Genomic DNA, 21,049 nt, shown 5'->3' with positions numbered 1-21,049 from the left:
CCCCGCCCGACCGTTGACATTGCGCTGGGGCGACGTCAGCGGGATGTGCCGAAGTCGAGCCGCGCCGACACCGTCTCGATCCCCTCGTACACCGCTGCCATCCGCTCGGCCAACGACGGCGCCGACAGCACCGCATACCGGTCGGCCTCGCCCATCGGCACCCGGCAGGCCAGCGAGTACAGCCGCTGCTCGGGGTCCAGTGAGCGCAGTCGCCGGCCACCCGCCAGGCTGCCGCGGCCCGGCAACGTCCAGCGGCGACCGGCCTGGGCCATCCGCTTGTGCAACAACACGATGCGGTCTTCCAACTCACGAAAGGCGTTGTCGTCGACAGGTTCTCCCGGCTCGTCCGGCCACGCCTGCACGATCGCCCGCGGATAGGGGTCATCGGCCAGCCATTCGCGGACCCGGATCCGCTCCCCGGTCAGGCAGCGCAACGCATACCGGCCCGCCCCGAGTTCGTCGCAGTGGGTGATGCGGGCCATCGCGCCGACGTCGTTGCGCTGCTCGCCGCCGCCGACCTCACGTCCGCGCGCGATCAGCACCACCCCGAATCGGGGGTCGCCGCTGCGCATCAGGTCGCCGACCAGCACCGTGTACCGCAACTCGAAGATCCGCAGGGCCAGTTCCTCGCCGGGCAGCAACACCCACTCCAGCGGAAACATCGGCAGTTCGGTCACGAGATGTTGAGCTCCGCCACCAGCGCATCGACCACGGCACGCAGATCGCCGTCGTGTTCCTCGGCGACCCGGCGTTGCCGCTGATACGACGCACCCGTCCGATAGATGTCGGAGACGGCGGCCAGTTCGTCGGCGCAGTTCAGCCGCGCGGCGACCGGTTCCATCCGGTTCAGCAGGTCATCGAGGTCGTCGGTGACCAACCGTTCGTTGCTGTCGGCGTCCAGGATGATCTCGGCGTCCAGACCGTAGCGGGCGGCCCGCCATTTGTTCTCCTGCACATGCCAGGGCGGCATCGTGGGCAACGGCTGGTCGGCTTCCAGCCGCCGGTCCAGATCGACGATCAGGCAATGCGTCAACGCCACCAGCGCGCCCAGTTCCCGCAGATTCGAGACCCCGTCGCAGACGCGTACCTCGATGGTGCCCAGATGCGGCGACGGCCGGATGTCCCAACGGATCTCGGTGGTGTGATCGATGATTCCGGTCTTCTTCTGGTCGTAGACGAAACCCTCGAACTCCGCCCAGGTCTGGAACTGGAACGGCAGGCCCGCGGTGGGCAGTTGCTGGAACATCATCGCGCGGTTGCTGGCGTAGCCGGTGTCGTGGCCGCCCCACCACGGCGACGACGCCGACAGTGCCAGCAGGTGCGGGTAGTACTGCAGCAGCGACGAGATGATCGGCATCACCTTGTAGGCCGACGAGATACCGACGTGGACGTGCACCCCCCAGATCAGCATCTGGCGGCCCCACCACTGGGTACGTTTGATCAGCTCGGCGTAGCGCGGCGCATCGGTGAGTTGCTGCGCCGACCACTGCGCGAACGGGTGCGTACCCGCGCCGAACAGTTCCATCCCGCGCCCGCGCACGATGGGTTGGGTGGCGGCCAGGGTCTGACGCAGGTCCTCGATGGCCTCGCCGGTGTCCGCACAGACGCCCGTGACGAGCTCGACGGTGTTGCGCAGCAGTTCCTGGTGCACGCGCGGGTTCTCACCCAGCTCGGATAAGACCGCGCTGGCCTCGTTGCTCAGATCCCGGGTGCCGGCGTCGACGAGCGCCAGTTCCCATTCCACACCGATGGTGGGCCGCGCGCTGTGGGCGAACTCGATTCGGCTGGCGGCCCGGCTGTTCAGCGAACTATCCGGCGCGGATGACACCACATGCAATCCGCTTTCCGGCGTCTCCGGTGGTCAGCGTGGTCTGGTCGGGACCGGGGGTGCCGTTGACCTGGGTGTAGCGATCCGCCGGGATGTTGGCGAAGTTGTCGTCGTCGGCGTGGATGATCAGGGCCGTGCCCTCGCCGTCCAGCAGCTCCTGCTTGGTGAACGCGTCGGTGGTGGTCACCAGCAGCCCGCTGCCGTCGGAACGCACCTGCAACGAGGTCAGATCCCCGCTCTGCGGGTGCTGGTCGTGGCCGGGGGCCTGGAAGTGCCCGCCCGCGGACAGGAACGCGCCGGGCGCGCCGCCGCCGGGTGCCACCGACTCGGCCTCACACTTGCCGACCCCGTGGATGTGCATGCCGTGGAAACCGGGCGTGAGCACACCGCTGGCGGTGGTGCGCACGGTCACCGTGGCGAACTCCTTGCCGCCGGCCTTGCCGAACTCGAACGTCGCGGTGGCGACCTGCTCGCCGCCGGGGCTGGTCAGCGTCGCGACCAGGTTCTCCGAATTGCCCGACTCACCCGACTCGGCGGTCTCGCCGGACGGGGCCGGCGCGCCGGTCCAGACCGACGGCGTGGTGCCCGGTGCATCGGACGGCACCTCGTTGGGAGGACTGCACGCCGCCAGCAGCAGTGCCGGGGTGGCGAAGACGACGGCGGTAAGAGCTCTGCGGTGACCTGTGACCATGCGAGGAGCTTAACCCGCGACGACTACGACGATGCCCGGTGGCTGGTCGGCCACGTCGGGAATACGCGGCTCCACGACGGCACCCAGCACCTCGGCGACGGCGTGCGCCGAGTCCTGCTCGCCCTCGGCGTCGGTGAAGTACACCGTGCTCTGGGTGACTTCGGGGATCTCGAGGTTGCCGACCTCGACCACGTTCCAGCCGGCTTCCCGCAGTCGGTCGGCGGTCTGCCCGGCCAATCCGGCCACCTCGGAGATGTTGAAGACCCGTACCTCGGCCTTGTGCGGGGGCCGTTCGGCGCTGGTCGGCGCCGACGTGGTGACGGCCGGTTTGGCGGCCGGCGAGTGTGCGGTGTCGTCGTCGCCACCGGACGACCCGAGGGCTTGAAACCCGACCAGCAGAAAGACGATGCCCAGGAACAGCAGCACCATCACCATGGCCCGCAGCGGGAGCCGGGAGGAGTCGGGAACGTGGTCGTTCATTGCGCCAACTGTATCGAGGTACCGGCCGATGCCGGCAAACGCCCGGCAAACACCGTGGTCAGCGGATCAGGTGATCTCGAAACCGAGACGGCGTGCGGCACGCGCCTTCTGCCGACTGGACCGCAGCCTGCGGAGCCGCTTGACCAGCATCGGGTCGGCGGCCAGCGCTTCGGGACGGTCCACCAGTGCGTTGAGAACCTGGTAGTAACGGGTCGCCGACAGCGCGAAGCGCTCCTTGATGGCTTCTTCCTTGGCGCCCGCGTACTTCCACCAGTCCCGTTCGAAGGCCAGAATGTCGTGTTCGCGACGGCTCAGGCCGTCGGTGGGTTCCGAATCGTCCCCTGAGCGATTCGCCTGCGCCATGGCGCCGTCCATATCGTTTCCTGGACCCTTCCGGAAAGTTTTCTCGCTGCAAACGTTCGTGTGTTTTCGGCGGCGTGTTCTGAGCGAATATTGAATCACGCCAGACCGGGTGAATCCGGGAGCCCGCCCCGCGAGTCGCCGTGGCCACCGCAGTCGGCCGTTGCGGGACGCCTAAGATTTGCGGTCATGGCCGTCCTCCCCATTCGCATCGTCGGTGATCCCGTCCTGCACACACCGACCAGCCCTGTTCCGGTCGCCGATGACGGCTCACTGCCCGCCGACGTCCGCGAGCTGATCACCTCGATGTACGAGACCATGGATGCCGCGAACGGGGTCGGGTTGGCTGCCAACCAGGTGGGCGTGGGCCTGCGACTGTTCGTCTACGACTGCGCCGACGACCGCCACTCGAGCAGCCCGCGCCGCCGCGGCGTGGTGGTCAACCCGGTGCTGGAGACCTCCGAGCGACCCGAGACCATGCCCGATCCGGACAACGACGACGAAGGCTGCCTGTCGGTGCCCGGCGAATCGTTCCCGACCGGGCGGGCCGACTGGGCGCGGGTCACCGGACTGGATGCCGACGGCAAGCCGATCACGCTGGAGGGCACCGGACTGTTCGCCCGGATGCTGCAGCACGAGACCGGACACCTGGACGGCTTGCTCTACCTGGACATGCTGGTGGGACGGCATGTACGGGCCGCCAAGCGGATGGTGAAGTCCAACGGCTGGGGGGTTCCGGACCTGTCGTGGATGCCGGGAGACGTACCCGACCCGTTCGGCCACTGATCGCACCGGCGGCGACGCGGTGACCGACCGACCACCCGAACTACCCGAGATCGGGGTCCGGGTCAGCCTGCGCTACCTCCGGCCGCCCGGATCCGAACCGCCGATGGGCGACGTGGTGGGACATCTGGTGCAGTCCGGGCCGCTGGTGCGGATCCGCTCGGCCGACGGCGTGGTGCACGAATGCCGACACGCCGACGTGCTCTACGTGCGGCGCCTGACCGACCGGCCGGTGAAGAACTCCGCGATCCGCTCCGTCGAGCACGCCGCCGCCCTGGCCTGCACCGGTGATGACCACCTCTGGCTCGACGGCTGGCTGCTGCGCGCCGCACCCGGCGCCGGGCCGGCCGCCAACTCGGCCATTCCGCTGGACATGTTCGCCCACGTGAACACGGTTCCGGCGATCATCGACTGGTACGCCCACCGCGGGCTGCCGCCGTATCTGGCGGTGCCCGAACGCCTGCTCCGGCTACCGGAGGACCTTCCGGTGATGCACGAGACCCGCACCCTGGTGTGCGATCTCGGCCCCGGGACCGCGCCCGACGGTGTGGTGGTGACCTCCGACGGCGACGTCTGCGAGGCCTCGATACCCGGGGCGGCGTCGGGACGCGGCGCGGTCACCGACGGTTCCGACGGCACCCGGTGGCTGGGGCTGACACAGATCGAGGTGGCCGCCGAACACCGCGGGCGGGGCTGCGGCCGCCGGATCTGCACCGCGTTGCGGGTCTGGGGCACCGAGCGCGGAGCCACCCGCGCTTACGCACAGGTGCCCAGCACCGAGACCGGGGCGTTCGCGTTCTTCGAGGCGGTGGGGTTCGCCGGTCAGCACCGCACCCGCTACCTCGACGCACGGGCTCTAGGGTGGCTTGCGTGACTGCGCTGCGACTGGCCACCTGGAACGTCAACTCCATCCGCACCCGCGTGGACCGGGTGACCGACTGGCTGGCCCGCGCCGACGTCGACGTGCTGGCGATGCAGGAGACCAAGTGCACCGACGCACAGTTTCCGGCGCTGCCGTTTCACGAGTTGGGCTACGAGGTGGCCCATGTCGGCCTGAACCAGTGGAACGGGGTGGCGATCGCGTCGCGGGTCGGCCTGGCCGACGTCGAGATCGGTTTCCCCGGGCAGCCGGCGTGGGCCAAGGCCGACGCCGACCCGGTGGTGGAGGCGCGGGCGCTGGGCGCCACCTGCGGTGGGGTGCGGGTGTGGAGCCTGTATGTGCCCAACGGGCGCGCCCTGGACGATCCGCACTACACCTACAAGCTGGATTGGCTTGCCGCGCTGCGCGATTCCGCTGAAGGGTGGCTGCGCGACGATCCGGCCGCGCCGATCGCCCTGGTGGGTGACTGGAATATCGCGCCGCAGGACGACGACGTGTGGAGCATGGACTTCTTCGAAGGTTCCACGCACGTCTCCGAACCGGAGCGCCGCGCGTTCCAGGCGATGACCGACGCGCAGTACCTGGACGTGGTGCGGCCGTTCACCCCCGGGCCGGGCGTCTACACCTACTGGGACTACACCCAGTTGCGGTTCCCGAAGAAGCAGGGCATGCGGATCGATTTCATCCTGGGATCCCCGGAACTGGCGACGCGGGTCGCGCACGGCGAGATCGTGCGCGACGAGCGCAAAGGCAAGTCGCCGAGCGACCACGCGCCGGTGCTGGTCGAGATCCGCCGGGATTGACCCCGGTCACGGTTCTATGAATTCTGTGTGGATTTCGGGGCGGCACCGAAATCGCGCATAGGATGGTCGGATTACCCAATTGGCTCATTTTGAAGGGCAGGGAATTCCCATGAACGCCGTCGCAGGGACGGTACGGAAAGTGGCCGGAGCGGCGAACCGCGCGGTCATCATGACCACCGAGGCGGCCGGCGCGATCGGCGGGGCCGCTCTCAACGGAGCGATCGGCGGTATCAAAGGTGCGGTCAGCGGCGCGCAGCGCGGCTTGAGCACCGGCAGCCACTCGACGCCCGCGGCCGCACTGACCCTGGGCGCTCTCGGCGTCGCCGGGTTGGTCGAATGGCCGGTGCTGGTGGCGGTGGGCGGCACCGCGCTGGCGCTCAAGCAACTGTCCAACCGCGCCGGGAACGGCGCGGCGCCGGTCGCCGCACCGGCCAAGCCCGCGACCGCGGCAGCGGCAGCCGACCGGCCGCTCAAGGCGGTCAAGGCGACCCCCGCAGCGAAGGCGACCCCCGCGACGAAGGCGACCAAGCCGGCTGGTTCGGCCACCACGGCACGCCGCAGCCCGCAGCCGAAGAAGGCCGCGGCGCGGCGGACCGGCGCCGGCAGCACTCGCACCCGCCACTGATCGGGTGCGAGTGAACTCACGTCGTGCCGTCAGGCACTCATTGCCCTTGCGCGCAGTGAACTTCGGTGTCCAACTGACCTCTGCGCTCGTCGACGCCTCCGTGCAGACCGCGAACGAGGTGGCCAATGCCGTCCTGCCGAACGGCGACGGCCCGCCGGTGCTGTCGCGGCGGTGTTTCCGCGGCGACGGACGGGCCTGGGTCGAGGTCCGCGGGCTCGACGGACCGGCCGGAGCGGAACTGGCGACAGCGGTGCTGGCCGCGGCCGGGGCGCTGCCCGGTGTCGTCTCGACACGGCTGAACCACCCGCTGGCACGTCTGGTGGTGGGCCTGGACCCGGCCGCCGCAGACGTCGTCACCATGCGCGAACTGTGCCGGGTGGTGTCCGACACCGAGAATCGGTACCGGCAGGCGCCGCGCCGCCCGCAGCCACCGGTCAGCCTCCCCGGTGACGGGACGACCCAGGTTTTGCGCACGCTGACCGTCGGGGCCAACCTCGCCGGTCTGGGTGTGGCCACGGTCGGCCGGCTGCTGCGACTGCCGGGTCTTCCGTTGGGGCTGGAGGCCGGTGTCGTCGTCATCGACTACCAGCCGCGGCTGCGCCGCGTGCTGGAGGACAGCATCGGCAAGCAGGCCACCGACACGCTGCTGGCGCTGGCCAGCGCCGGCGTGCACACCCTCAACCGGGCGCCGACGTCGCTGGCGGTGGGACTGTCGGTCGAGGCGATGCGCGCCGGGGAGGAACGTGCCGAAGCACGCGCGTGGCGGCGCCGCGAACCCGAGCTCGCCGTCCATGCCGACCATCCGCCGTTGACCGTCCCGCCGCGGCCGGTGCCGCGACCCCCGGGCCCGGTGGAGCGGCACCTGACCCGCAGTTCGGCGGTGCAGGTCCTGGGCGCCGGGGTGATCGGGGCCGCGACGAGCAATCCCGACCTGGCCGGTACGGCCGCCGCGGTGACCGCGCCGAAGGCCACCCGCACCGCCCGCGAGTCCTTCGCGGCGACCCTGGGCCGCGGCCTGGCCGACAAGCACGACACGGTGGTGCTGCGACCGGGCAGCCTGCGTGAGCTCGACCGGGTCGACACGGTGATCATCGATCCCCGGGTGCTGTGCGGCGAGACGCTGCGGGTGATGCAGGTGCGCGGCGCCGACGACGACGAACTGCGCGCGGTGTGGGCGCAGGCCCAGAAGCTGCTCGACGACACCGGACTGACACCGGGCTGGCATCGGGTCGGCCGCCGGGCCGGCGTGCAGGCGTCGTTCCAGCCCGCGCTGCTGCCGTTGGCCGCCGCGGTGGTCACCGAGGCGCGGCGCGCCGACGTCGAGGTGGTTTCGGTGGAGATCGAAGCGCTGGGCGAGCTCCGGCCGATCTTCGACGACATCCGGCCGCTGGACGGCGCATCGGTGGATGCGGCGCTGGCCGCCGCCGTATCGGCCTACCAGAGCGACGGCCACGATGTCGCGGTGTTGTCCGCGGCCGCGGTGGACGCGTTGGCTGCCGCCGACGTGGCGCTGGGGTTGCTGCCCACCGAGGGCACCCCACCCTGGTGCGCCGACGTGCTGCTGACCGATCTGGCCGCGGTGTGGCGGGTGCTGCACGCCCTGCCGGCGGCCCGGTCCGCCAGCCACCGAGGCGTGGAACTGTCCACCGGTGCAACGATATTGGGGTCACTGCTGCTGTTGCCGGGGGTGCGCGGAAGCGGGCCGGGTCCGGTGACCACCGGCGCGGCGGCCGGTGCGCTGTCGGGCTATTGGCTGGCGCGGCGGGCCGTCGACGCCGCGGTGCCCCGGCCGGCGTCGGTGAACGAATGGCATGCGATGTCGGTCGACCAGGTGCGCGCGGTGTTGCCGACGCCGGAGCCGGCGGGGCAGCAGACCGCCCAGCACGGACCCGTCGCGCGGTCCGCGCCGCCACGGCTGCTGTGGCAGTTCGCCCAGGCGGTGCGCAGTGAACTGTCCGACCCGATCACGCCCGTGCTGGCGTTGGGGGCTGCGGCCAGTGCCGTGCTGGGTTCCCCGGTGGACGCCATGCTGGTCGGATCGGTGCTGGGCGGCAACGCGATGCTGGCGGCCGCGCAGCGGCTGATCGCCGAGCGCCGGCTCAGCGTCCTGCTCAACGAACAGGTTCCCCCGGCACGCAAGGTGCTGCCCGACGGCAGCCACTGCGAGATCGACGCCGAGCAGTTGCTTCCCGGCGATGTGATCGAGGTGCGCGCGCACGAGGTGGTGCCCGCCGACGGCCGGCTGATCGAGGCGATCGACCTGGAGGTCGACGAATCGTCGTTGACCGGCGAGTCCCTGACGGTGGTCAAGCAGATCGAGGCCACCCCGGGAGCCGACCTGGCCGACCGGGAGTGCATGGTCTACGCCGGCACCACCGTGGTGACCGGGACGGCGGTGGCGCTGGTGACCGCGGCCGGCGGTGATACCCACGGCCGTCGGGCCGCCGATCTGGTGGCCGGCGAGGCGTCCGCGGTCGGGTTGCAGCATCAGCTGAGCCTGCTCACCAGCAAGGCGTGGCGGATCAGCCTGGCCGGCGGCGCACTGGTGACCGGCCTGGGCATGGCCCGCCGGATCGGGTTGCGCCAGGCGGTGGCCAGCGGCATCGCGGTCAGCGTTGCGGCCATCCCCGAGGGGCTGCCGCTGGTGGCCACCCTGGCACAGCAGGCCTCGGCCCGCCGTCTGACGAAAGCCGGTGTGCTGGTTCGGGTACCGCGTTCGGTGGAGGCACTGGGCCGCGTCGACGTGGTGTGCTTCGACAAGACCGGAACCTTGAGCAAGAACCGGTTGCGGGTGTCGCAGGTGCACCCCGCGGCGGGCTGCACCGACGACGACGTGCTGCGGTTCGCCGCGTCCGCGGCGCCGGTGTCCAACGGCACCCCGCAGATCCACGCCACCGACAACGCCATCGTGGAGGCCGCCGTCCGGGCGGGCACCGATATTCCCGACGGCCCGGCGCTGCACCTGCCGTTCCGCTCGGGCCGACCCTTCTCGGCCTCGATCCGCGGTACCGAGCTGACCCTCAAGGGTGCACCGGAAGTGGTGCTGGCCTGCACCGGTGTCGGCCCGGCCGTCAAGAACTCGGTCACCGAGCTGGCCGGGAACGGCCTGCGGGTGATCGCGGTGGCGCGCCGCGAACTGACTGCCGCGCAACGTGCGTCGTTGGGAGAAGATCCCGAGCCCGACGAGATCGCCGCGTTCTGCCGCGACGGGTTGACCTTCGTCGGACTGCTCGGGATCTCCGACACTCCGCGCGACGAGGCAGCCGAACTGCTGGCCGACCTCAAGCGCCGCCGCATCCCGGTGCGGCTGATCACCGGTGACCACCCGCTGACCGCCACGGCGATCGCCCGGGAGCTGGGCCTGGATGTCAGCGCCGATCAGGTGATCAGCGGTGCGCAGTGGGATGCGTTGTCGCGCAAGGGGCAAGAGAGCGCGGTGGCCGACAAGGTCGTGTTCGCCCGGATGTCCCCGGAGAACAAGGTGCAGATCGTCCAGACCCTGGAGCGCACCGGCAAGGTGTCGGCGATGGTCGGCGACGGCGCGAACGACGCCGCCGCGATCCGGGCCGCGACCGTCGGGATCGCGGTGGTCGCGCACGGTAGCGAGGCGGCGAGCACCGCCGCCGACGTGGTGCTGCTCGACGAGCGGATCGACACGCTGCTCGATGCGCTCGACGAAGGCCGCGAACTGTGGCAGCGGGTGCAGGCGGCGGTCGCGGTGCTGCTCGGCGGAAACGCCGGTGAGGTGGCGTTCGCGATCATCGGGAGCGCCCTGACCGGCCAGTCGCCGCTCAACGCCCGCCAACTGCTCCTGGTCAACATGCTGACCGATGCACTGCCCGCCACGGCGCTGTCGGTGAGCTCCCTCAGCGAGTCGGCCACGGCCGGCGGCCACGGCCCCGATGAGCGCGCGCTGTGGCGCACCGTGGCGGTACGCGGGGTGACGACCGCCTCGGCTGCGGTCGGAGCCTGGGGACTGGCCTCGGTCACCGGGCGCCGGCAGCGGGCGTCGACGGTGGCATTGGTGTCGCTGGTGGCGACGCAGCTGGGACAGACCCTGCTGGATTCGCACGATCCGCTGGTGGTGGCGACCGCGGTCGGCTCACTGGGCGTGATGGGCACGCTGATCACCATCCCCGGTGTCAGCCAATTGTTGGGTTGCACGCCGATCGGGCCGCTGGGCTGGGCTCAGGCGCTGGGTACGGCGACGGTGGCCACCCTCGGCGCGGCCGTGGTCCCCCGGGTGTGGTCCGGTCTGCAGGAGCAGGCCGAGAAGCCGAAGGAATTCATCGTTCCCGGGCCGCGGCGAGCCGATGGCGCGCAGTCGACCGACGACCACTCGGCACCACGGCTGCGGCTTGTGCACAATGGGGACACTGGCTCTCGCCGCGCAACGGTCGCGGCCCGATCATCCGGCGACCAGTCGCCACCAGGAGGTTCATGATGGCGGACCAGCCGCGACGCAACGCGTCCCAGCGGGAAGCGGTGGCCCATATCCGCGATGCGGAGGGATTCGCGATCGAATTGCCGGTGTTCGGCAAGGTGACTGTCCCGCGGCCCGAGCAGCTGGCCTACTACGGCGGGCTGGCACTGCTGGCCGCCTTCGAGATCATCGACTGGCCGGTGGCCGTGGCGGTGGCTGCCGGCCACGTGCTGGCCAGCAACCACCGCAATGAGGTGCTCGAGCAACTCGGTGAGGCCCTGGAGGAAGCCTGAGCGGGGCCCGGCTTCGGTCGGGGCTCAGTCGTTGACGGTCAGCACTCCGACGCGCCACAGGAGTGCATACATCTGGTGCAGCGGGCCGCTGAGCAGCCGGGTGGTCATGTCGACCAGGGGGTCGCCGGCGGGCGCGGCGGGGCGACGGTCCAGCTTCTTCTCGGTGCTGACGGCACGCGGAGCCGGAGCCTGGATGTCGGTGTAGGCGATTGCAACCATGATGGCCTCCTAGTCGCGTAACGGCGCTAGGCGCTCAGCTGGAGGCGACGAATCGTGGCTCAGCTGGAGGCGGTATGCGACCGTTCGGATGGGGACGGAACAGAAGTCAGATATCGGCTCGGACTATCACCGGAACTCATGCGTCCCTCACCTCCTCTCGGTCGCGGGCGCGCCGCAGCGCGCCGGTTTCACCGCATGCTCGGGGAGGTAGCTCCGGCTGACCGCCGGAGGACCGCACCCCTCTCGTCAGAGCTTTGGCACTGCACGGCGTGTCCCTTTCGGGAAGCCACTTGGGCTCAACCCTTAAGCCGGGAGGAGCTGTCCTGACCCGGGGCGTCTTTCGACGTTCGGGGTCAGTGGCCTGTGTCCGTGCAGACGCCTCACCTAACGAGGTGCTTGCAAGACCCATAGTGCCTGACCGACAGGGCTGGGTCAACTCGAAAACAACGGCCGTGGTCGAACTGCAATCTTGTCACTCCAGTCACTTGCGCACCAGGCGGGAAAGCCCCGCACACCCGACCCGCCGACACCGGCGGGCCGACCGAAAAGGGGGCTTTCTTCAGTCCTCGGAACGCACTGTCTCGACTGCGTAGTGCCCCGGGTTCCGCCACGATGTGAGCGCCCCGAGCACCATCATCACGGCCGCCGCCCCGAACACCACCGCGAGACCGGCATGGAACGGCGCGGAGATCAGTTGCGGGAAGAAGCGGTGGCCGGTCAACGTCGCCGCGTCCACCCCGGGCACCGTCAGCGCTCCCGACGGCGCCAGCAACTCGGCGATCGGGTTGTAACCCAGAAACGCGGCGAACAGGCTGCCCACCGGCGGGGTGTTCGCCACCTGGTCGGCCACCGCCGCGGGCACGCCCTGCTGCTGCAGGCCGGCACCCATCGCGCCCGGCAGCGTGTTGGCCAGCCCGATCACCATCAGGGAGAAGAAGATACCGATCGACAGCGAGGTGCCGGCGTTGAAGAACGTGGCCCGTACGCCGGATGCCGCACCCCGTTGACCTGCCGGCACGCTTGACATGACCACGGCACTGTTGGGTGCGGTGAAGATCCCGCCGCCCAGACCGTTGAGGAACACCAGCGCCGCGAACACCCGGTAGTCGAAGTTCACCGGGAGCAGCACCAGGCCCACGAATGTCGCCGCCATCAACACCATGCCGCCCACGGTGAACGGGCGGGCGCCGTGCCGATCCGACAGCGAACCGGCCAGTGGCCCGGCCAGCAGGAAGCCCGCGGTCATGGGCAGCAGATAGATACCCGACCACAGCGGGGTGGACTCGTAGCTGTAGCCGTGCAGCGGCAGCCAGATGCCCTGCAGCCAGATGATCAGCATGAACTGCATGCCGCCGCGCCCGATCGCCGCCAGCAGTCCGGCCACGTTGGCCATGCCGAATGCCGGAATCCGGAACAGTCGCACGTCCAGCAGGGGTGCGGCCACCCGCAACTCGATAAAGCAGAACGCCACCAGCAGTGCCACCCCGAGGGCCAGCGAGCCCAGCACGACCGGACTCGACCAGCTGGTCGGCGACGTGCCGTGCGGCTGAATGCTGTAGGTGATCGCGGTCAACACCACCGTCAGCCCCAGCCCCAGCGTCACCGTGCCGGCCCAGTCCAGTTTGGCCGGCACGGCTGCACCGAGTTCGCGCAGCGAGCGCACCGACCAGACGGTGCCCAGCACCCCGATCGGCACCCCGACCCAGAACACCGCCCGCCAGTCCCATTCCGACAGCAGGCCACCGATGAGCAGGCCGACGAAGGATCCGGCGACGGCGGCGACCTGGTTGACGCCGAGTGCCATGCCGCGCTGATTGGCCGGGAACGCATCGGTGAGGATCGCCGACGACGACGCCATCAGCATCGCCCCGCCGACACCTTGGACCACCCGCCAGGCGATCAGCCACTGCGCTCCGCGGTCCAGGTCGAACGGGTCGATCGACAACGCGATCGCTGCGACCGTGAAGACCACGAAGCCCCAGTTGTAGATGCGTACTCGACCGAACATGTCGCCGAGCCGCCCGAAGAACACCACCAGCACGGCCGATACCAGCAGATAGCCCATCAGCATCCAGAGCAGGTAGCTGACGTTCGCCGGATCCAGCGGATTCAGGCCGATGCCGCGAAAGATCGCCGGCATCGAGATCAGCACGATCGAGCCGTTGATGGTGGCCAGCAGCACGCCCAGGGTGGTGTTGGACAGTGCGATCCACTTGTAGCGCGGGTGGTCGCGGTCGTAGCGGGGCCGGCGGCGTGCGGCACCCGCTCCGTCGACGACGCCGGGATCCCGGGTGCCGGAGGTCACCCGCTGGATCTGCGCCGCCATCTATCACCTACCGCATCGGCCGTAAGACTCCCGTAAAGCGCTTATGTTAGCTAAGCAAATATTCGATGCCTAATCGCGGTACTGCGGTCATGGCCGGCCACAGCCGGTCACGACAGGTCGGCCCCCTGCTCACCGGGGGCGCCGGCCTGCCCGTCGGTACCGCCTTTCCCGGCCAGGCCGTGCGGCAGGTAGCCCAGTGTGCCGCCGTAACCACCGCCGCCCCCGGCGCCGCCGGTACCCCCGTTCCCGGCCGCTCCCCGCTGAAACCGGTCGGGTGATCCACGGTTCCGCCGGCACCGGCGCCACCCCTGCCGCCGGTACCCCCGTCACCGCCGGTCCCGCCGTTACCGGCGAAACCGATCAGCAGCGGCCCGGCACCCCCGGTACCGCCGTTGCCCCCGTTGCCGCCGAATCCGCCCGGCCCGCCGGTACCGCCGTCGCCGTCCACGCCCGAATATCCGGCGCCGCCGACGCCGCCGGCACCGCCGTCACCGCTGTTGCCCACGATGATCGCCACGCCGCCGAGCCCCCCGGCCCCGCCGCCGGCACCGAGCCCGCCGGTCCCGCCCGCGCCGCCGACGCCACCGTTTCCGATCAGCCAGCCCCCGAGTCCCCCGGTACCGCCGGCACCACCGACGAATCCCGCGCCACCGTCCGCACCGTCGCCGCCGGCACCGCCGTTGCCGATCAACCCGGCGTTACCTCCGGTCATCCCCATCGCCGACGGGTTTCCGTCCACGCCGCCGTCGAGACCGGCGGCCCCGTCACCAAAGAGGAACCCACCGTCGTGCAGACTGCCCAGGTCGATGTGCAGATCGGCCATCAGCGGGCCCAGCAGGGAGTCATTGGTGCCGTCGAAGACCTCCCCGGTGGCGCCGCTGATCTCCCCGATCTCGATGCCGTCGCCCAACAGATTGCGGCCGAACACCTCGACGAACGGCACGTTGATGATGTCGAGCAGTTGCTGGTTGTCGTGCATCCAATCCTCGACCATGCCGTGGATCGGCAGGTACAGCTGATCGATCACGGTGGGGAACAGCCACATGTCCAGGGCGGTGACCGGATCCCGGGACCAGTCCAGACCGTCGGGTATCCCGGAATCGGCCGGCCCCGGCATCTCCATGCCGAACGGGTCGAACAACTCGTCTATATCGGCATGGGCCGTCGGTGGTAGCAGCGCGGCCAGCAGCAGCCCGCCACCGAATCCGAGTCGCGCCGTCCGCTCACAGTGTTGACGTATCGACGACATGGCGTCCTCCGTTCCCCCGGTGTTTCGACGGTAACGCCGACGCCTCGTTCGCACCGCCGTTCCGGGCCACTTACGTGCGGGACCGTGCTGCGATAGCGTGGCGGTGCAGGATTTGGCAGTGCAGAGAACTCACATGACCGCGGGAGCGCAGCCAGTGCGCTGAGAGGACGGCCGGGGCCGTCGACCGTACGAACCTGACCGGGTAATTCCGGCGAGGGAGAGGAAGAACATGACCGACGTCGTTGTCGAGCCGCAGGTGACCACCGGGCCCATCCCGTACAGCGAGAAGATCTACCGCGAGATCGAGGGGCCCGGGGGAGAGACGCTGCGGGTACCGTTCCGGCGGATCAACCTGACCACCGGCGAGCACTTCGACGTCTACGACACCTCGGGTCCCTACACCGATGACAATGCGGTGATCGACCTGCACCGCGGGCTGCCGCCGCGCCCCGGCGTGGTCAAGGATCGGGGCACCCAGTTGCAGCGCGCCCAGGCCGGCGAGATCACCGCGGAGATGGCGTTCATCGCCGCCCGCGAGGGCGTGCCGGCGGAACTGGTGCGCGACGAGGTCGCCCGCGGGCGCGCGGTGATCCCGGCCAACCACAACCACCCGGAGCTGGAGCCGATGATCATCGGCAAGGCGTTCAAGGTGAAGATCAATGCCAACATCGGCAACTCCGCGGTGACGTCCTCGATCGCCGAAGAGGTCGACAAGCTGGTGTGGGCCACCCGCTGGGGCGCGGACAACGTCATGGACCTGTCCACCGGCAAGGACATCCACGAAACCCGGGAGTGGATCCTGCGTAACTCGCCGGTGCCGATCGGCACCGTGCCGATCTACCAGGCGCTGGAGAAGGTCAACGGCGACCCCACCAAGCTGACCTGGGAGCTGTACCGCGACACCGTGATCGAGCAGTGCGAGCAGGGTGTGGACTACATGACCGTGCACGCCGGCGTGCTGCTGCGCTACGTGCCGCTGGCCGCCAAGCGGGTCACCGGAATCGTGTCTCGCGGCGGTTCGATCATGGCGGCGTGGTGCCTGTCCCGGCACCAGGAATCGTTCCTCTACACCAATTTCGAGGAGCTGGCCGACATCCTGGCCAGCTACGACGTCACGTTCTCCCTCGGCGACGGACTGCGGCCCGGCTCGATCGCCGACGCCAACGACGAGGCCCAGTTCGCCGAGCTGCGCACCCTGGGCGAGCTGACCAAGATCGCCAAATCCCGTGGCGCGCAGGTGATGATCGAGGGCCCGGGCCACGTCCCGATGCACAAGATCGTGGAGAACGTGCGCCTGGAGGAGGAATGGTGCGACGAGGCGCCGTTCTACACGCTGGGACCGCTGGCCACCGACATCGCACCGGCCTATGACCACATCACCTCGGCGATCGGCGCGGCGATCATCGCCCAGGCCGGCACCGCGATGCTGTGCTACGTGACCCCCAAGGAGCACCTGGGCCTGCCGGACCGCAAGGACGTCAAGGACGGGGTGATCGCCTACAAGATCGCCGCACACGCCGCCGACCTGGCCAAGGGGCATCCCGGCGCGCAGGACCGCGACAACGCACTGTCCAAGGCGCGCTTCGAGTTCCGCTGGTACGACCAGTTCGCACTGTCGCTGGACCCGGACACCGCCCGCGAGTACCACGACGAGACGCTGCCGGCCGAGCCGGCGAAGTCGGCGCACTTCTGCTCGATGTGCGGGCCGAAGTTCTGCTCGATGCGGATCAGCCACGACGTGCGCGAGTACGCCAACGAGCACGGCCTGGAGACCCAGGAGGACATCGACGCCGCCATCGCCAAGGGGATGGCCGAGAAGTCCGCCGAGTTCGCCGACCACGGCAACCGGGTGTATCTGCCCATCTCGTCCTAGCGGAGCCGAGCGAGTGGAGTTCCTGCCACTGGCCCCGCCGGCGGCGACCCCGGCGCGGGTGCTCACCATCGCCGGATCGGATTCCGGTGGCGGGGCCGGCATTCAGGCGGACATGCGCACCTTCGCACTGCTTGGTGTGCATGCCTGCGTCGCGGTCAGCGCGGTGACGGTACAGAACACCGTGGGAGTCAGCAGCTTTCACGAAGTTCCCGCCGATACCGTCGCCGCGCAGATCGAAGCGGTGGTGCCCGACATCGGGATCCAGGCCGCCAAGACCGGGATGCTGGCGTCGGCGCAGATCATCACCGCGGTGGCGGACACCTGGCGCAGGCTCGGGCTGACGGTGCCGCTGGTGGTGGATCCGGTGTCGGCATCCATGCACGGTGATGCACTGTTGGCGTCTTCGGCGCTGGACGCGTTGCGCGACAAACTGTTTCCGCTGGCGACCCTGGTGACCCCGAACCTGCACGAGGTGCGACTGCTGGTCGGTATCGACGTGGTGGACGCCGAATCCCAACGTGCGGCGGCCCGGGCGCTGCACGCCCTGGGGCCGCGGTGGGCACTGGTCAAAGGCGGGCATCTGCCGTCGGCGCAGTACAGCCCGGACCTGCTGTTCGACGGCACCGACTTTCACGAGTTCAGCGGGCCGCGGGTGGCCACCACCGACGATCACGGCGCCGGCGACACGCTGGCCGCGGCCACGGCGTCGGCGCTGGCCCACGGGTTCACCGTTCCCGATGCGGTGGCCTTCGCCAAACGTTGGGTGACACAGTGCCTGCGCGCCGCCTATCCGCTGGGCCGCGGGCACGGCCCGGTCTCGCCGTTGTTCCGGCTGTCGGCGAGCACTCGGTGAGCTCCGCGGAACTCGCCGACATCGCCGGTATCGCGCATTATCCCGACGGTACCGCCACCGGGATCGTGCTGTTGACGCACGGTGCCGGCGGTGACCGGGATTCACCTATGCTGCAACGGCTTTGCGATGAATGGGCGCGGCGCGGCTTCCTGGCGATCCGCTATGACCTGCCGTTCCGTCGGCGCCGCCCGAAGGGCCCGCCGGGCGGGAACGGGGCCGGCGACCGGGATGGCATCGTCGCGGCGATCGGATACGCCCGAACCCTGGCCGAGGGACCGCTGCTGGTCGGCGGGCACTCCTACGGCGGTCGGCAGACCTCGATGGTGGTGGCCGACGACGACGTTCCGGTCGATGCGCTGACGCTGTTCTCCTACCCGTTGCACCCGCCGGGCAAGCCGGAGCGGACCCGCACCGACCACCTGCCCCGAATCGGTGTGCCGACGGTGTTCACCCACGGCGGTTCGGACGGATTCGGCACGTTCGCCGAGATCCATGCCGCCGCGGCGTTGATCCCGGCACCGCACGAGGTCGTCGAGATCGCCAGCGCCCGTCACGATCTGGCGTCGAAGACACTCGACGTCCCGGCGCTGGCGGCGGATGCGGCGCTGCGGCTGCTCGGCTGACGGCCCCGGCCGGATCAGGGCAGCACAACGACGCTGGAGGCGTAGCTGAGCCCGGAGCCGTAACCCAGCAGCAGCGCCAGGTCGCCGGAGCGGGCGGCACCGGAGGACAGCAGTTGTTCCATCGCCAGCGGGATGGACGCCGCCGAGGTGTTGCCGGTGTTCTCGATGTCGTTGGCGATCACGACATCGGGACGCAGTTGCAGACTCTTGGCGAGGATCCCGTTGATCCGGCCGTTGGCCTGGTGCGGAATGAAGACATCGATGTCGTGCGGTTCCAGGCCGGCTGCTGTGATGGCGCGGGCACCCACGTCGCTCAGTTCGAATGCCGCCCACCGGAATACCGCACTGCCGTCCATGCGCAGGTACGGCCGGGGTCCGTCGGGTTCTTCGGTGTAGCTGATCCAGTCGATGTCCTGACGGATCGCGTCGCAGCTCTCGCCGTCACTGCCCCAGACGATCGAGCCGATCCCGTGCGCCGGAGTCTCGCCGACCACGACCGCGCCGGCACCGTCGCCGAAGATGAAGCAGTTCGACCGGTCCTCCATGTCGATGGTCGGCGAGAGCACCTCGGAGCCGATCACCAAGGCGGTGTCGATGGTCCGGCCGCGCAGCAGGTCGGCCGCCACCCCCAGCGCGTAGCCGAAGCCCGCGCAGCCGGTGGCCACGTCGAACGCGGGGACGCCGCCCGCCCCCAGCGCGACGGCCACGCTGGGTGCACACGACGGGGTCTGACGGAAGTTGGTGCTGGTGGCGACGATGACCGCGCCCACGCCGGCCCCGTCCAGCCCGGCCTGCGCCATCGCCGCCCGGCCCGCCTCGATCGCCAGCCCGGTGACGGTATCGGTCGATTCGGCGAACCGGCGGGTCTTGATCCCGGTGCGCGAATAGATCCACTCGTCGGTGGAGTCGATGCGCTCACAGATCTCGTCGTTGGTGACCACCCGCTCCGGCCGGCACACGCCGACTCCGAGCAGGCCGACCGGTCGGGTGGACGCAGGATGACGAATCTCGCTCAAGAACCCGTCTCTCGTTTGGTAGACAACTGGATAAATCGTCTAACCATACCGTCCGGGGTGAAGCGTCACCGGTCGTAGTCGTCCTCCCCGGACGGCACCGACTGATGTTGCTCGATCACGTCGGCGACGTCGGCATGGTCGCCGATCGAGATCTCGGGACCCGGAGCCTCGTCGTACTCGTCGCCGGCCATGGCCGGTAGCGCCTGGTCGGCCAGATCCACGTCGCTGGCGTCGAAATCGCGGCTGATCATCATCGCCTCCCGTAAGTCGCGAACAGCGGGCAACTCCCATTGTCCGCGCGAACGGCGACGCCCGCCGGGCGAATCCGAGCCGGGTCAGTCCTCGGCCGTGTCGAACACGATGGACTCCATCAGCTTGCGCAGACAGGCCTGCGCGTAACCGGCACCGCCGGCCATAAAACCCCGGCCCGGGATCTCGCCGCCGCGGGCCACCCGGCTCAGGTCGTCCACCAGTGCCGCCAGGGCGTGCACCAGGAACTTCGACTGCATCGCGCTCAACTCGGGTTTGATTTCCATCAGCGGACGCGACCAGGTCTCGATGAAGGCGCGTTCGGAATCGCGCAGCAGTTCCCGTTCGGACGCGGCCAGGTTGACCCGTTCGGTGTCATAGACCGCCGCCAGCTCGGGATTGGCGAACACCGTCGCGACGTACGCCTCGATCAGCCGGCGCAGGGCCTCGTCCGGTTCGGCGAAGACGCCCGCGATCGCCGACATCTCGCCGGCGATGCGGTCCACGGCGCGCTGCAGACCGGTTGTCAGGATGTCGCTCTTGCTGGAGAAGTATCGGTAGACGCCGGAGGCCGGTACGCCGACGGCGTCGGCGATCTCGGTGACGCCGGTTTCGGCATAGCCTTGTCGGCCGAACAGCAGGACCGCCGAATGCAGCAACGCTTCATACGGGCCGGCATCGGGCGTGAAGATACGCCAGACCGACGGCCGGTTGATGCCGATTTCGTCGCCGCGGGGGAGCTCGGTCGCGGTCACCGACCGTGCGATGGTGATGAGCAGTGGCCGGATCTCGTCGTCGGGAAGCTGCAGTCGGTGGCCGATGATGCTGCCGGCGACACTGATCAGGGCGATCGTCAGGGTCCACTGCTCCAGGTTGTTCAGTTCCGGCCGCAGCACCGACAGCGGCCGTTGCACGCGCCGGCTGACCGTGCGCAACTGGGCCATCAGCTTGACCTGATCGTCGGGCTGCAGGTAGCGGGCCTGCCACCGGAACAATCCGCCGGCCTCACGGTTGACCAGCGACGATGCGATGAGTCCGTCGACCAGTCGGTCCAGGATCGCGGCGGCGTCGTGTTCCACTTCGGCGTCGGAAAGCTCATCGATGAACGCGGTCGAGTCGACCAACTGCTGGCCGAGCGCGCCGACGACGACGGCGAACATCTCGTACTTGCTGGGATAGTGCCGGTACAGCGCCGGCGCGGAAATGCCAACCTTGGAAGCGATCGCTTCCATGCTGGTCGCGTGATAACCCTGCGCACTGAACGTCTCCGCGGCGGCGCGCGTGATCTGCGCCTTGCGGTCTTTGGGGCGCCGCTTTATCCGCGTGCCCGCACGTCCGGCCGGGTCGTTCGTTGCACCAAGCGTGGGAACCACCCCTCGATCACCTCAGGTCAGTCTTGTCACTTGCACAGCATTACTAACACAGTGAGATGAACGGACCGTGTAGCGGGCTTACCGCGAGCTTACGCGCCGCAC

Annotated in this window: 20 protein-coding genes and 1 riboswitch; of the genes, 9 read left to right on the top strand and 11 right to left on the bottom strand. The window is 69.6% G+C overall.

Features of this window, described 5'->3' with window-relative positions; all coding sequences use genetic code 11:
• Positions 1–35: 35 nt before the first annotated feature.
• The 5 genes from RCP38_RS01790 to RCP38_RS01770 all read right to left on the bottom strand — a co-directional run bounded on the left by RCP38_RS01790 (position 36) and on the right by RCP38_RS01770 (position 3,374).
• Positions 36–662 carry an LON peptidase substrate-binding domain-containing protein gene (locus RCP38_RS01790; RefSeq protein WP_308477018.1) on the bottom strand — a complete coding sequence of 209 codons (627 nt, stop codon included), beginning with the start codon at positions 660–662 and terminating at the stop codon, positions 36–38.
• Between the two features lie 11 nt (positions 663–673).
• The gene (locus RCP38_RS01785) at positions 674–1,804 is read right to left on the bottom strand and encodes a glutamate--cysteine ligase (RefSeq protein ID WP_308477017.1); all 1,131 of its coding nucleotides are present in this window, start codon (positions 1,802–1,804) and stop codon (positions 674–676) included.
• Between the two features lie 4 nt (positions 1,805–1,808).
• The gene (sodC, locus tag RCP38_RS01780) at positions 1,809–2,519 is read right to left on the bottom strand and encodes a superoxide dismutase[Cu-Zn] (protein WP_308475011.1); all 711 of its coding nucleotides are present in this window, start codon (positions 2,517–2,519) and stop codon (positions 1,809–1,811) included.
• A gap of 9 nt (positions 2,520–2,528) precedes the next feature.
• Positions 2,529–2,999, bottom strand: a complete 471-nt coding sequence (locus tag RCP38_RS01775; RefSeq protein ID WP_308475010.1) for a LytR C-terminal domain-containing protein — start codon at positions 2,997–2,999, stop codon at positions 2,529–2,531.
• Between the two features lie 66 nt (positions 3,000–3,065).
• Positions 3,066–3,374, bottom strand: coding sequence for a DUF3263 domain-containing protein (locus tag RCP38_RS01770; RefSeq protein WP_308475009.1), 309 nt, complete (start codon positions 3,372–3,374; stop codon positions 3,066–3,068).
• 174 nt (positions 3,375–3,548) lie between these two features.
• Here RCP38_RS01770 and RCP38_RS01765 point away from each other — a divergent pair, with 174 nt between their 5' ends.
• The 6 genes from RCP38_RS01765 (at position 3,549) to RCP38_RS01740 (ending at position 11,166) form a co-directional block, all read left to right on the top strand.
• On the top strand, positions 3,549–4,145 hold the full coding sequence (locus RCP38_RS01765; protein ID WP_308475007.1) for a peptide deformylase: 597 nt from the start codon (positions 3,549–3,551) through the stop codon (positions 4,143–4,145).
• A gap of 19 nt (positions 4,146–4,164) precedes the next feature.
• Positions 4,165–5,016, top strand: a complete 852-nt coding sequence (locus RCP38_RS01760) for a GNAT family N-acetyltransferase (protein WP_308475006.1) — start codon at positions 4,165–4,167, stop codon at positions 5,014–5,016.
• 5 nt (positions 5,017–5,021) lie between these two features.
• A complete protein-coding gene (locus tag RCP38_RS01755) occupies positions 5,022–5,825 on the top strand; it encodes an exodeoxyribonuclease III (protein WP_308477016.1) in 804 nt (267 codons plus the stop codon).
• Between the two features lie 109 nt (positions 5,826–5,934).
• Positions 5,935–6,450 (top strand): hypothetical protein, encoded by a 516-nt coding sequence (locus RCP38_RS01750; RefSeq protein ID WP_308475004.1) that lies wholly within the window; start codon positions 5,935–5,937, stop codon positions 6,448–6,450.
• Between the two features lie 40 nt (positions 6,451–6,490).
• Complete coding sequence (locus RCP38_RS01745) at positions 6,491–10,894, top strand: cation-translocating P-type ATPase (protein WP_308475003.1); 4,404 nt, start codon at positions 6,491–6,493, stop codon at positions 10,892–10,894.
• Entirely contained in the window at positions 10,891–11,166 is a 276-nt protein-coding gene (locus RCP38_RS01740; protein ID WP_308475001.1) for a hypothetical protein, read from the top strand. The genes RCP38_RS01745 and RCP38_RS01740 overlap by 4 nt, the downstream gene beginning before the upstream one ends.
• Before the next feature lie 24 nt (positions 11,167–11,190).
• Here the strand turns inward: RCP38_RS01740 and RCP38_RS01735 are convergent, their stop codons facing one another.
• From RCP38_RS01735 to RCP38_RS01725, 3 genes are all read right to left on the bottom strand, one after another.
• On the bottom strand, positions 11,191–11,385 hold the full coding sequence (locus tag RCP38_RS01735; RefSeq protein ID WP_308474999.1) for an Rv1535 family protein: 195 nt from the start codon (positions 11,383–11,385) through the stop codon (positions 11,191–11,193).
• A gap of 231 nt (positions 11,386–11,616) precedes the next feature.
• Positions 11,617–11,784: riboswitch (M-box (ykoK) riboswitch) on the bottom strand.
• A gap of 160 nt (positions 11,785–11,944) precedes the next feature.
• Positions 11,945–13,711 carry an MFS transporter gene (locus tag RCP38_RS01730; RefSeq protein ID WP_308474998.1) on the bottom strand — a complete coding sequence of 589 codons (1,767 nt, stop codon included), beginning with the start codon at positions 13,709–13,711 and terminating at the stop codon, positions 11,945–11,947.
• 46 nt (positions 13,712–13,757) lie between these two features.
• Positions 13,758–14,960, bottom strand: a complete 1,203-nt coding sequence (locus RCP38_RS01725) for a hypothetical protein (protein ID WP_308474997.1) — start codon at positions 14,958–14,960, stop codon at positions 13,758–13,760.
• Between the two features lie 229 nt (positions 14,961–15,189).
• Between RCP38_RS01725 and thiC the strand changes: the two genes are divergently transcribed.
• From thiC to RCP38_RS01710, 3 genes are read left to right on the top strand one after another with little or no spacing between them, the layout of a single operon-like run.
• Complete coding sequence (gene thiC, locus RCP38_RS01720) at positions 15,190–16,833, top strand: phosphomethylpyrimidine synthase ThiC (RefSeq protein WP_308474995.1); 1,644 nt, start codon at positions 15,190–15,192, stop codon at positions 16,831–16,833.
• Between the two features lie 13 nt (positions 16,834–16,846).
• Positions 16,847–17,686: a bifunctional hydroxymethylpyrimidine kinase/phosphomethylpyrimidine kinase gene (gene thiD / locus RCP38_RS01715; RefSeq protein WP_308474994.1), complete on the top strand. Its 840-nt coding sequence runs from the start codon at positions 16,847–16,849 to the stop codon at positions 17,684–17,686.
• A complete protein-coding gene (locus RCP38_RS01710) occupies positions 17,683–18,309 on the top strand; it encodes an alpha/beta hydrolase family protein (protein WP_308474993.1) in 627 nt (208 codons plus the stop codon). The genes thiD and RCP38_RS01710 overlap by 4 nt, the downstream gene beginning before the upstream one ends.
• A gap of 14 nt (positions 18,310–18,323) precedes the next feature.
• Here the strand turns inward: RCP38_RS01710 and RCP38_RS01705 are convergent, their stop codons facing one another.
• The 3 genes from RCP38_RS01705 to RCP38_RS01695 all read right to left on the bottom strand — a co-directional run bounded on the left by RCP38_RS01705 (position 18,324) and on the right by RCP38_RS01695 (position 20,947).
• On the bottom strand, positions 18,324–19,325 hold the full coding sequence (locus RCP38_RS01705; protein ID WP_308474992.1) for a beta-ketoacyl-ACP synthase III: 1,002 nt from the start codon (positions 19,323–19,325) through the stop codon (positions 18,324–18,326).
• Between the two features lie 65 nt (positions 19,326–19,390).
• A complete protein-coding gene (locus RCP38_RS01700; RefSeq protein ID WP_308474990.1) occupies positions 19,391–19,576 on the bottom strand; it encodes a hypothetical protein in 186 nt (61 codons plus the stop codon).
• Between the two features lie 84 nt (positions 19,577–19,660).
• Positions 19,661–20,947, bottom strand: a complete 1,287-nt coding sequence (locus RCP38_RS01695) for a TetR/AcrR family transcriptional regulator (protein ID WP_308474989.1) — start codon at positions 20,945–20,947, stop codon at positions 19,661–19,663.
• Positions 20,948–21,049 lie beyond the last annotated feature (102 nt).

The organism is Mycolicibacter sp. MU0083, from assembly GCF_963378075.1.
Taxonomy (GTDB): Bacteria; Actinomycetota; Actinomycetes; order Mycobacteriales; family Mycobacteriaceae; genus Mycobacterium; species Mycobacterium kokjensenii.
This window is presented reverse-complemented; position numbering and strand designations above follow the sequence as displayed.

Bases quoted from the DNA above. Each gene is read 5' to 3' on its own strand.
- RCP38_RS01775 (WP_308475010.1), bottom strand. From the start codon at position 2,999: ATGAACGACCACGTTCCCGACTCCTCCCGGCTCCCGCTGCGGGCCATG.
- RCP38_RS01740 (WP_308475001.1), top strand. From the start codon at position 10,891: ATGATGGCGGACCAGCCGCGACGCAACGCGTCCCAGCGGGAAGCGGTG.
- RCP38_RS01750 (WP_308475004.1), top strand. From the start codon at position 5,935: ATGAACGCCGTCGCAGGGACGGTACGGAAAGTGGCCGGAGCGGCGAAC.
- sodC (WP_308475011.1), bottom strand. From the start codon at position 2,519: ATGGTCACAGGTCACCGCAGAGCTCTTACCGCCGTCGTCTTCGCCACC.
- RCP38_RS01700 (WP_308474990.1), bottom strand. From the start codon at position 19,576: ATGATCAGCCGCGATTTCGACGCCAGCGACGTGGATCTGGCCGACCAG.
- RCP38_RS01765 (WP_308475007.1), top strand. From the start codon at position 3,549: ATGGCCGTCCTCCCCATTCGCATCGTCGGTGATCCCGTCCTGCACACA.
- RCP38_RS01730 (WP_308474998.1), bottom strand. From the start codon at position 13,711: ATGGCGGCGCAGATCCAGCGGGTGACCTCCGGCACCCGGGATCCCGGC.
- RCP38_RS01790 (WP_308477018.1), bottom strand. From the start codon at position 662: ATGTTTCCGCTGGAGTGGGTGTTGCTGCCCGGCGAGGAACTGGCCCTG.
- thiC (WP_308474995.1), top strand. From the start codon at position 15,190: ATGACCGACGTCGTTGTCGAGCCGCAGGTGACCACCGGGCCCATCCCG.
- RCP38_RS01770 (WP_308475009.1), bottom strand. From the start codon at position 3,374: ATGGACGGCGCCATGGCGCAGGCGAATCGCTCAGGGGACGATTCGGAA.
- RCP38_RS01735 (WP_308474999.1), bottom strand. From the start codon at position 11,385: ATGGTTGCAATCGCCTACACCGACATCCAGGCTCCGGCTCCGCGTGCC.
- RCP38_RS01725 (WP_308474997.1), bottom strand. From the start codon at position 14,960: ATGTCGTCGATACGTCAACACTGTGAGCGGACGGCGCGACTCGGATTC.